Genomic DNA, 10,199 nt, shown 5'->3' with positions numbered 1-10,199 from the left:
CGTTGCCTCTATCATCGAATAAATCGATTTTATCATCAAACTTTGCCATTTTTTCCCTCCTAAATAAATAGAGTTTAACTAATATACCACTCTCAATGGTAAATTTTTTACCAAATTGAGTATTTAGCTACAAAGCAAGTTTTTGCAATAGCCAGCCATATGGTATACAAATTTTATTTTATTAAAGATATAATATAAATATTACCTATGAAACATTTTAGAAAACTTTATAAAGTATAATAAAAGATTTTTTCTTTAAGAAAAATTACTCTAAAAGTATTACTTTTTATTATTGATTAAATTAATGTAAATATAAAAAATAAAAATAAATAACTATTTAATTAAAAATAAAACGATATTAGAAATAATATGATAAAAATAATAAAAATAATAAATTTAAAATAAAAATAAAGCAATATAAAAAATTATTACTTTTAGATGTCTGAGTAATAAATATTACTAAAAGTAATACAAAAACTCCACCTGAAAAAAATTCGATTTTTATAAATAAAATGAATTAAAAAATAATATATTATGCAAGTTGTAGCAGATGTTGGAGGAATACCTGGAAAGGATTGTAACGGTTTTTGCAAATATTGTTACTTTAGAAAGGTAAAGGAAATTAAAGTATTTGGCTGTGCTCACTGTTTACCTAATAAAATTGGCTGTGAAAGATGTAGTAAAGGAGTGGCTGACTCCCAAGGAGCATTTAAATCACCCTTTGAAGTTATGAATGAAGTTCAAAGTGCATTGATGATGTCAATGGGCAGAGGAGACATTTCAGCATACATAAGCGGAGGAGGAGACGTGAGCTGTTATCCTCACCTTGAAAACCTAACAGCCAACCTGAAACAGTTCGGTATCCCATCAGTATTAGGTTATACATGCGGAAAAGGAATAAGCGACAGCGAAACTGCCACAAGACTGATTAACAATGGAGTTAAGGAAGTTTCATTTACTATCTTTTCATCAGATCCTAAACTCAGAAAGGAATGGGTCAAGGACAAACACCCCGAAGAGGCTCTTAAGGCCTGCCAGATATTCTGTGAAAACATTGACCTGACAGGTGCTGCCGTGATAATACCCGGCGTTAATGATGGAGATGTTTTGCGCCAAACCTGCAATTCCCTGGAAGAATGGGGAGCAAAAGGAATGCTTTTGATGAGATTTGCAAATACCTTCAATGAAGGACTGATTTTAGGAAATGAACCTATTCTTAAAGGAGTGGAATCACAACCTGTTGAAGACTTTGCCGAACTTGTAAAACAAATCAACTCAGAATACAAATTCAGAGTAAGCGGAACTCCATTATGCGACCCTGTAACTGGGGGCCCTTTTGCAATTGCCAGTGATGAAAATGAAGTCTTCTTGCAGTTCATCAAACCAATAACCGGTGAAGCAACCATAATCACATCCAAACTTGCAGAACCATTTATCTCCAAAATATTTTCAAAACTTGAAACAGGAGACAATGTTAATGTTGTTGGCGTTGAAAAAGAGATAGCCTGTTTGATTACAAAAGAAGATTTGGAAAAGCTTGATTTAAGTGAAATAAAACAAGCTGTCATACTTCCGGGCAGATCATTTGTTCATCTGCTTGATGCAGAGAGAATCTTAAGTGCAGACGGCATTGAAAGAATTGTTGGTCGTGGCCCCGACACATTGACTGTTGACGGAGAGTTGAGTATTGACATGACTGATGAAAATGTCATAGAAAGAGAATTAGAACAGTTTAACGATTTAGTGGATGCAGTCAATTTCTTCGGAATGAGAGTGATACGTTAAAAAAAAAAGAAAATTAGTTTGAATCCTCAATAAGAGAACTCTCACTATTTATTTTTACCAAAATATAATCATACATGAATGATTTTTTAATTTCAGCAAGTTCAGATAATTTTTTGCCGTCAATATCGACATTAGCTATCTTATCGGCATAATTATCATAGTTTAATTTTACACGGACACCATCTAGTTGAGAAGTTACAGGTGCTGGAGAAATCACATCTTTAATTTCCTTAACTTGGTTTTCAATTGCATTTTTTACAACGATAGATGGCACTAATGGAGCATCAAGAGCCATTTCGCGTTTTCTATCATTTAATATTTTTTCAATGGTTTCCACTAAATTATCAAGTGCACGTATATCCGGACCTCTTCTGAGCCTTCTAGGAATCCTGCCCAATCCTCCGACATATGCATCTGCTCCAGGAAGATCTTCAACATTCATATATGGTGCTCCAGTAACTATAACAGGAACATCAATATTATCATATAAGAAAGCTTTTTCCTTAATACAATTTTCAAAACTGCCTAATGCAAAAACAGCTATATCATGTTCTTCAATCAAGCTTCTTTCCTCTTCAGTGATTCCTGATGTACCTTTTCCATCACCTCTTGCAAGACCAATCATATTATCCTTTGCACCATATTCACGCAAATATTCGGATATGTCACATGCTGCATGAGGCAAATGATGTCTTGCCAATGTTGGTGAAACAATAGCTATTTCAGAACCAGCCATAGGGGCAACTGATAATTTACCTAATAATTCGGATGCCTTAGATTCAATTTTATCAACATCTTCCATTGGAACTGCTATATTCAATACCAATTCCATTTGTTGAATACTTTCCTGAAGAATGAATCCGCCCAAATCTTCAATTAATTCTTTTATTTCTTCACTTTTGTGAACTCCACCATTAAATGTTAATGTTTCATACATATTAACAACTCTCGAAAAATGCAATTTACAATAAATAATATTTTAATTTATATGTTATATTAAATTTTCTAAAATGGCATATCTTTGCTCAATTTTTTCAAATGGATTTTTAGAAATGCTATTGTGAGAAGGGATTTCGACTAAATTTTCGGTTTCTGTGACTTTATCTTTCAGATAATCAGGATAGATTACGTAATCATAATTATCAGATACTATATTAAAGCCAACATCAATAACAATGTCCTTTAAAAATTCAGAATATACCCTGACATTGACATTCCGTTTAAAACTGGAATTCAGGTATTTTTTCGCCAGACCGTAACCCTCAAAAAATGCCTCGATTTCATCATCTGAAATTTCATTTCCTGTGACTTTGGAAACTTCCCTGATACTTTCAAAAACCTGTTTTGGAGTGTTGATTTTAATGGGCAATGCATTCATTTCAACTTTGCTTTCGGAAAGCAGAATTGCCAAATCCCCATCCTCTTTTTTTGGAAATTTGTTTACCTTATAATCTGTGACTCCTGCAAGTCTTACAATTTCTTCACACATTGGTGTTGTGACGATTTTCATAATAATATTATTATATAATTGCCCAATATAAATTATTTCATGAAGGTTACATTGAGTTTTGAGAAAACAGTTAGTGAAGACGTGTCCATAATGGTTGATGCATTAAGGGCAAGTTCAACAATAACACTGGCTTTGGACAAATTTGAAAAGATTATCCCATGTCTTAGTGCCGAAGATGCTTTAAAAATAAAAAAAGAAAAGGGAGGAGTTCTTGCAGGAGAAAGAAATGGTGAAAAAATCGAGGGTTTTGATGTTGGAAACACTCCCGTCGGCATTGATGAATACGAAACGGATGAAAAGACATTAATATTGACTACCGGCAACGGAACCAGAATTCTTGACGGCATGGACTCAACCGTTCTTGTCGGATGCCTTGTCAATGCAAAGGCAGTTGCTGAAAAATCATTGGCCATATCCGAAGACCATATTGATGTTGTCATGGCAGGCGTCAGAGGAGAATTCTCGCTTGAAGACTTTTTGGCATCAGGCGAAATTTTATATTGGATCTGCAAGGATTTGGACGAATATGAAATAAACGATATGGCTAAGGCTGCGATAATGGCCAGCAGGAATCATAATTCTTTAAAAATGGGATTTTATAACTCCCGAACAGGAAAACACTTGGCCAAACTGGGGTATAAAAAGGACATTGACCTTTGCAGTAAAAAAAATATTTGTGAAAATGTAGCGATATACGAAAATCGGGAACTGTATTCAATTAACGATTAAGTTTATATATTAAGATTTCATAATATTAGATGAATACTAATTTTAAAAGAAGTGTTAGTCTTGAAAAGAGAATGTTTAAAAATTATAGGTACTGCTCACGTATCAGCAAATAGTGTTGAAGAAGTTAAAGATGCTATTTATGAACAGCAACCTGAAGTAGTAGCTATTGAACTTGATATGGGAAGATACACCCGCCTTAAAAAGGAAATGGCAGGAATTGAAGAAGACGACTCAATTTCAGTGACACAAATAATTAAAGACAATAAGGTAGGGCTGTTTTTTACCACAACACTTCTTAGTTTCTTCCAGTCCAAAGTTGGGGAAGATGTTGACGTGAAACCCGGATCTGAAATGGTCGGAGCCATTGAAGCATGTGAAGATTTGGGAATACCAATCGCATTGATTGACAGGGACATCGGTACAACCTTGCAAAGAGCCTTGAATAAAATGGGTTTTATGGAAAAGGCCAAATTCATGTACGGGCTTATAGCTTCCGCTTTAGGATTTGGTGATGAAGATGACGTGGATATTGAAGAACTTAAAAATCCGGAAAATCTTGATGATTTGATGGAAATGTTTAAGGATGAAGCTCCAAGCGTTTACGAAGTTCTTGTACATGAAAGAGATGCATATCTCGCAGGAAAACTACTTCAAATACCTCAAGACCATGTCATTGCAGTGGTTGGCGCAGGGCATCAGCCGGGAATTGAAAGATATCTTGACAATCCTGAAACATTGCCTAATTTAAGTGATTTGGAAGTCATTAATGAAAAAAAAGGAATCCCATGGACTAAAATAATCCTGGCATTGATTCCAATCCTGTTTGTTGTGATATTTTTTCTGGCATTTATTAATGGGATAAACATTACCGGAAATATTTATGAGTTCATAGTAATCAGCATGATAATGGGATTTATCGGATCAATCCTTTCAGGCTCAAAAATTCAGTCTGCAATTGTCGGAGGAGTTGTAGCCCCATTAACAATTATTCACCCATTGCTTGCCGCAGGATGGTTTTCAGGATTGACTGAAGCAAAATACAGGAAAGTAAGGCAAAGCGATATTAAAAATCTGGCCCATATCGGAAGTTTAAAGGATTTATGGCACAATAACATTTTCAGAATACTTTTAGTGGTGATAGGTACTAATTTAGGAGTCAGTATAGCCACATTAGTAATTTTGCCGTCAAAAGTTTTCATACCCCTATTCATGAAAATATTCGGCATGTAAAGTATATACTTTTATATAATATATTGATTAAATATTAATTACTATTAATTTTAAATGGACAAAATATCATGTATCTTATATTTCGTTGCGACTGCGGTCGTGTATTATATGCAAAGAAAGGAGTAGCAACACGCAAATGTGTTTGTGGAAAGACTTTGAAGGTTAAATCCAGAAGAATATTTAAAAAGGTTGCTACACGCGAAGATGCTTCATATGCAGTTCAGCAAATGCAAGATGAGATATATGGTAACACTGACTTTCAAAGAGCCAGTGATTTATAAGTTTTAATTGGTTTGTTAAAAATGATTGGAACGGCACTCAAAATAATTATAATATTAATCTTAATAATATTTACAGGATATTTATCAATGGCGGAACTTGCTGTTGTATCCATAAGAAAATCAAAAATGCAAAAATACTTAGAAGAAGGAAATAAAAACGCTCAAATTGTTTTTGATCTACTTGAAGACCCTAATGAATTTTTATCAACAGTTCAAATCGGAATTTCACTTATCGGAGTTTTAACCGGTGCTCTTGGTGGAGTAACATTAGCCAAACCTCTTTCTCAACTAATCTCATTCGTACCATACAGCGAACCTATCAGCATAGCGATAGTCGTTATTGTTACAACTTACCTAACATTAGTCGTTGGAGAGATTGTTCCTAAGGTTATCGCTTTGAATGACCCTGAAAGAGTTTCCCTAAAAGTCGCAAAAAGCATGGTAATCTTATCACAAATATCAAAACCTGTCAGCTTCATTCTTGCTAAATCAAGCAGTTTTCTTTTATGGCTACTTAGAATTGAAAATAAAAACGACGACCTTGTCACTGAAGAAGAAATCGAATTAATGATTAAAGAAGGAAGAGAAGACGGCACTATCGAAAAAGAAGAAGAAGACATCATCAAAAGAGTATTCAAGCTTGATGACCAGAAAGTAGAAAGCATAATGACTCCAAGAAATGAAATTATCTGGATTGACCTTGAAGACGATAAGGAAATAAATAAAGTTAAAATCATTGAAAGTAGAAGATCTATTTTCCCAATTGCTTCCGGAGAACTGGATGACTTTATTGGAGTAGTTCAGGCAAAGGACATACTTTCCGCATTATTCATTGGGGATGAATTTGACATTCATAAAATCGTTAAGGAACCATTGGTGGTATCCGAACACCTTGAAACATTAGAATTATTAAAAGAATTTAAAGAAAATCAGGAATACGTCCACATGTCACTTGTTGTTGATGAGTTTGGAAGTGTGGAAGGACTGATTACTTTAAATGATTTACTTGAAGGTATTGTAGGAGACATTCCTGGCATTGACGAAGAAGATGAACCTCAGGCTATCCAAAGAGCTGACGGAACATGGCTGATAGATGGAAGATATCCAATCGACAAGTTCAAAAAATTGTTTGAACTTAAAGACTCCTTGCCTGATGAGGAAGATGACGGATATACCACATTGGCAGGATTCATACTCAGTATAAGCGGTACAATACCTGATGAAGAAGATAAATACGAATGCGGCAGATTTATCTTTGAAATTATTGATATTGACGGACATCAAATTGATAAAGTCCTTGTAACTGATTTAGGACCTCAGGAAGAAATTAAGGAGGAATAAATATGGATACGTCGATTATAATCCAAATTGTTTTATTATTAGTGGGATTTGTATTTTTAATAAAAGGTTCTGACTTTTTTGTAGATGGAGCGAGCAGTATTGCATCCTTATTAAAAATACCGACCATTATTGTTGGATTGACAATTGTGGCATTGGGAACAAGTGCTCCTGAAGCTGCGGTTTCAATTACATCTTCCCTCACCGGAAGCAATGCAATGGCGGTCAGTAACGTTATCGGAAGTAATTTATTCAACATGCTAATGGTCATCGGTATTGCTGCACTGCTCAGCGAATTGCTGATGGAAAAAAAAGTTCTTGATTTCGATTTGCCTTTCCTTGTTGGAATAACCCTATTATGGGCAATTTTCATAATTATCGGATGGGACATTACAAATATTGAAGGTATCATTTTACTCCTGATTATGGTTGCATACATTGCTTATCTCGTTTACTCAACCAGAAAATCAGGCGGTGCGAATGAAGTTGAAAAACCTAAATATGATCTTCCAAAAAGTATCTTTTTCATACTTGTCGGACTTGCAGGTATTGTACTTGGAGGAGATTTGGTTGTTGACAGTGCTTCAGCTATAGCAATTGCATTCGGAATGAGTGAAACATTGGTAGGTTTAACCATTGTGGCTATCGGTACCTCTTTACCAGAACTTGTAACATCACTTACCGCTTTAAAGAAAGGGGAAAATCAGCTGGTTATAGGTAACGTGATTGGGTCAAACATCTTCAACATATTGTTCGTACTTGGTGCAAGTAGTGCAATAAGCGCAATCCCTCTTGATTCAAGCATGCTAATAGATGTTTTATTCATGTTATTTGTCACAATATTGTGTTTCATATTTGGTAAAACTCAAGATAAATATGACAAAAAAGAAGGAGCTATTTTAATCTTGCTGTTTATCGGATATATGGCATTCGCAATTATGAGAAATTGATTCTTTTAATTCACAGGCCTTGCAAATGTTTGAGGAAGTCGGTTCACCACAAACTTCACACTCATTAAGGCTTGTGGGAATATCATTTTCAAAAGTCAATATCTTTTGAAATGATTCCATCACATTATTTTTAATTCCAGGATATTTGTCTTCATTAACGTTTAAGAATTCTTTGATTTTAGCCCGTAAAGACAAATGAGAATAAGGGCACTCATCAAGATGAATATCAATATTATTTAAAACTGCCCACATTCCAACTTCCTTTTCTGGAGTATTCCACAAAGGTTTAATTCTTGGAACCAATTTTGGATGAATTACATCAAGTTCGGGGCCGAATTTGGAGAATTTGATTGTATCCCCACGGGCAAAGCTCATTAAAAATGATTGGATTTCATCATCCAAATTATGGCCCGTAGCTATTTTTACAGCACCCAATTCATATGCAGTTTTATTTAAAATGTTTCTTCTAAAAACACCACATGGAATGCAAGCGCTTTTAAAATCATGATAGATATCATCTAAAGCGAATCCTTCCTCTTGCCTAAATGATTTTTGAACGAGTTTGACGTCCAGATCTTTAGCATTATTGACTGCGGAATCTATTCCGTGCTGCCTGTAACCGTCAATGCCCTCATCAACACTGATGGCAACCAAATCAAAGTCCAGATAATTTTGATAATTTTTTAATGCGTGAAGTGTTAAAACACTGTCCTTACCGCCTGAAAGCGCAATGGCTATCAGTTCACCTTCCTTGATTAATTCATAATCGGAAATTAAATTATTGATTCTTGTAAAAATTTTTTCATTGAATTCATCTTTGTTTAACTTAACCATTACTAAATTAATTTATAAAAAGATAAATAAATATTTTTACAAGGTGAAAACATGATTACATGTGATTTTACAATAATTCCCATTGGAAATGGAACCAGCTGCAAAAACTATGTAACTGCGGCCGTTCAGGCAATTAAAGATTCGGGCCTGAATTATCAATTAACAGGAATGGGAACACAAATTGAAGCTGAAAATTTAGAAGAGTTATACTCTGCAATAGCAAATGCCCAGGAAGCTATTTTTGAAATGGGCGTGGACAGAGCATATACTGTAATCAAAATTGATGACAGAAGAGATATGAAAAACAGAACTTTGGATGCCAAAGTTGATAGTGTTAATAAAAAATTAAAATAAAAAAATAAAGTTAGAATTTAATCTAACTCTTCAGAAGCTGTTTTTACAGCCTTAATTACTAAATCCAAATCTTCTTTTGTAAGTGATGGGTGCACTGGAAGTGAAATAACATTGTCCGCTGCAAGTTCCGCATTTGGACAGTCACCTTCAATTCCTAATGTTTTATAAACAGGCTGATTGTATAATGGGATTGGATAATGAATACCAGTTCCTACACCACAGTCGTTAATGATGTCAACCCAATCGTCCCTGTCGCCTTTTTCAACCCTAATTGTATATTGGTGATATACATGTTTTGATCCATAAGCACAATAAGGAGTTATTACTCCATCGACCTCTTTTAGTCCTTCATTTAAGTATGCTGCATTTTCAATTCTTTTATCATTGAATTCATCAATTTTATTTAACTGTGCAAGACCTATTGCTGCGGAAATGTCTGTCATTCTGAAATTGTAACCAATTTTATCGTGATGATATCTTACGCTAGCTCCATGTGCCCTGAATACTTCTGCGTTTTCAGCCAAATCCTCATCATTGGTTGTGATAATTCCGCCTTCTGAGGTAGTCATGTTTTTAGTAGGGTAAAAACTGAAACAAGCCATATCCCCCATACTTCCAACTTTCTCGCCGTTACATGTTGCACCATGAGCCTGAGCGGCATCTTCAATGACAGATAATCCGTATCTTTCTGCAATTTCATTAATCTTATCCATATTAGCTGATTGACCATATAACTGGACCGGTAAAATCGCTTTTGTATTTTCAGTTATTAACTTTTCAATAGAGTCAGGATCAATTGTATATGTTTTTAAATCTATGTCTGCGAATACCGGTTTTGCTCCAGTATACAATATTGAATTTCCACTTGCAATGAAAGTAAAAGGAGTGGTAATCACTTCATCACCTTCACCGATACCGCATGAAAGTAATGCCACATGCAATGCTGCAGTTCCGGAATTAACTGCTATACCATAATCTGCACCAACCCATTCAGCGAACTTTTCTTCAAATTCTTTAACTTTTGGGCCTTGGGCAATCATGCCTGATTTTAGAACTTCAACCACATTTTCTATTTCTTCATCTCCAATTATGGGTTTTGCAATAGGAACTTTAATATTTGACACAATATCACCAATTAGATTTAAATATAAAAAATTTCACCTACACATTTCAAGTAATAAGAATTTA

At 34.6% G+C, this 10,199-nt stretch carries 11 protein-coding genes; 7 read left to right on the top strand and 4 right to left on the bottom strand.

All coding sequences use genetic code 11. The features are described from left to right. Positions 1 to 534 precede the first annotated feature (534 nt). Positions 535 to 1,785, top strand: a complete 1,251-nt coding sequence (mmp10, locus tag QZU83_RS04325; RefSeq protein ID WP_295609965.1) for a methyl coenzyme M reductase-arginine methyltransferase Mmp10 — start codon at positions 535 to 537, stop codon at positions 1,783 to 1,785. Between the two features lie 13 nt (positions 1,786 to 1,798). On the opposite strand, the gene QZU83_RS04320 is transcribed toward mmp10, so the two are convergent. Both QZU83_RS04320 and QZU83_RS04315 read right to left on the bottom strand, forming a co-directional pair. Beyond that, positions 1,799 to 2,722 (bottom strand): methanogenesis marker 7 protein, encoded by a 924-nt coding sequence (locus QZU83_RS04320; RefSeq protein WP_295609963.1) that lies wholly within the window; start codon positions 2,720 to 2,722, stop codon positions 1,799 to 1,801. Positions 2,723 to 2,776: 54 nt separating this feature from the next. Next, positions 2,777 to 3,295 (bottom strand): hypothetical protein, encoded by a 519-nt coding sequence (locus QZU83_RS04315; RefSeq protein ID WP_295609961.1) that lies wholly within the window; start codon positions 3,293 to 3,295, stop codon positions 2,777 to 2,779. A gap of 39 nt (positions 3,296 to 3,334) precedes the next feature. Here QZU83_RS04315 and comB point away from each other — a divergent pair, with 39 nt between their 5' ends. The 5 genes from comB (at position 3,335) to QZU83_RS04290 (ending at position 7,823) form a co-directional block, all read left to right on the top strand. Next, positions 3,335 to 4,024 (top strand): 2-phosphosulfolactate phosphatase, encoded by a 690-nt coding sequence (gene comB, locus QZU83_RS04310; protein ID WP_295609959.1) that lies wholly within the window; start codon positions 3,335 to 3,337, stop codon positions 4,022 to 4,024. A 51-nt stretch (positions 4,025 to 4,075) separates the two neighbouring features. Continuing rightward, positions 4,076 to 5,254 (top strand): TraB/GumN family protein, encoded by a 1,179-nt coding sequence (locus QZU83_RS04305; RefSeq protein WP_295609958.1) that lies wholly within the window; start codon positions 4,076 to 4,078, stop codon positions 5,252 to 5,254. Positions 5,255 to 5,322: 68 nt separating this feature from the next. After that, the gene (locus tag QZU83_RS04300; protein ID WP_295609957.1) at positions 5,323 to 5,535 is read left to right on the top strand and encodes a DUF1922 domain-containing protein; all 213 of its coding nucleotides are present in this window, start codon (positions 5,323 to 5,325) and stop codon (positions 5,533 to 5,535) included. A gap of 21 nt (positions 5,536 to 5,556) precedes the next feature. Beyond that, a complete protein-coding gene (locus tag QZU83_RS04295) occupies positions 5,557 to 6,876 on the top strand; it encodes a hemolysin family protein (protein ID WP_295609956.1) in 1,320 nt (439 codons plus the stop codon). Positions 6,877 to 6,878: 2 nt separating this feature from the next. Further along, positions 6,879 to 7,823 (top strand): calcium/sodium antiporter, encoded by a 945-nt coding sequence (locus QZU83_RS04290; RefSeq protein WP_295609955.1) that lies wholly within the window; start codon positions 6,879 to 6,881, stop codon positions 7,821 to 7,823. Here the strand turns inward: QZU83_RS04290 and QZU83_RS04285 are convergent. Next, positions 7,773 to 8,657 (bottom strand): TIGR00269 family protein, encoded by an 885-nt coding sequence (locus tag QZU83_RS04285; protein WP_295609953.1) that lies wholly within the window; start codon positions 8,655 to 8,657, stop codon positions 7,773 to 7,775. The genes QZU83_RS04290 and QZU83_RS04285 overlap by 51 nt on opposite strands. A 51-nt stretch (positions 8,658 to 8,708) precedes the next feature. Between QZU83_RS04285 and QZU83_RS04280 the strand changes: the two genes are divergently transcribed. After that, positions 8,709 to 9,011 carry an MTH1187 family thiamine-binding protein gene (locus QZU83_RS04280; protein WP_295609952.1) on the top strand — a complete coding sequence of 101 codons (303 nt, stop codon included), beginning with the start codon at positions 8,709 to 8,711 and terminating at the stop codon, positions 9,009 to 9,011. A gap of 17 nt (positions 9,012 to 9,028) precedes the next feature. On the opposite strand, the gene QZU83_RS04275 is transcribed toward QZU83_RS04280, so the two are convergent. Continuing rightward, positions 9,029 to 10,135 (bottom strand): DegT/DnrJ/EryC1/StrS aminotransferase family protein, encoded by a 1,107-nt coding sequence (locus QZU83_RS04275; RefSeq protein ID WP_295609950.1) that lies wholly within the window; start codon positions 10,133 to 10,135, stop codon positions 9,029 to 9,031. Positions 10,136 to 10,199: the final 64 nt, after the last annotated feature.

Source organism: uncultured Methanobrevibacter sp., from assembly GCF_902771435.1.
Classification (GTDB): Archaea; Methanobacteriota; Methanobacteria; order Methanobacteriales; family Methanobacteriaceae; genus Methanocatella.
Note: the sequence above shows the minus strand (reverse complement) of the source record. Positions and strands in the feature narration are given on the sequence as shown.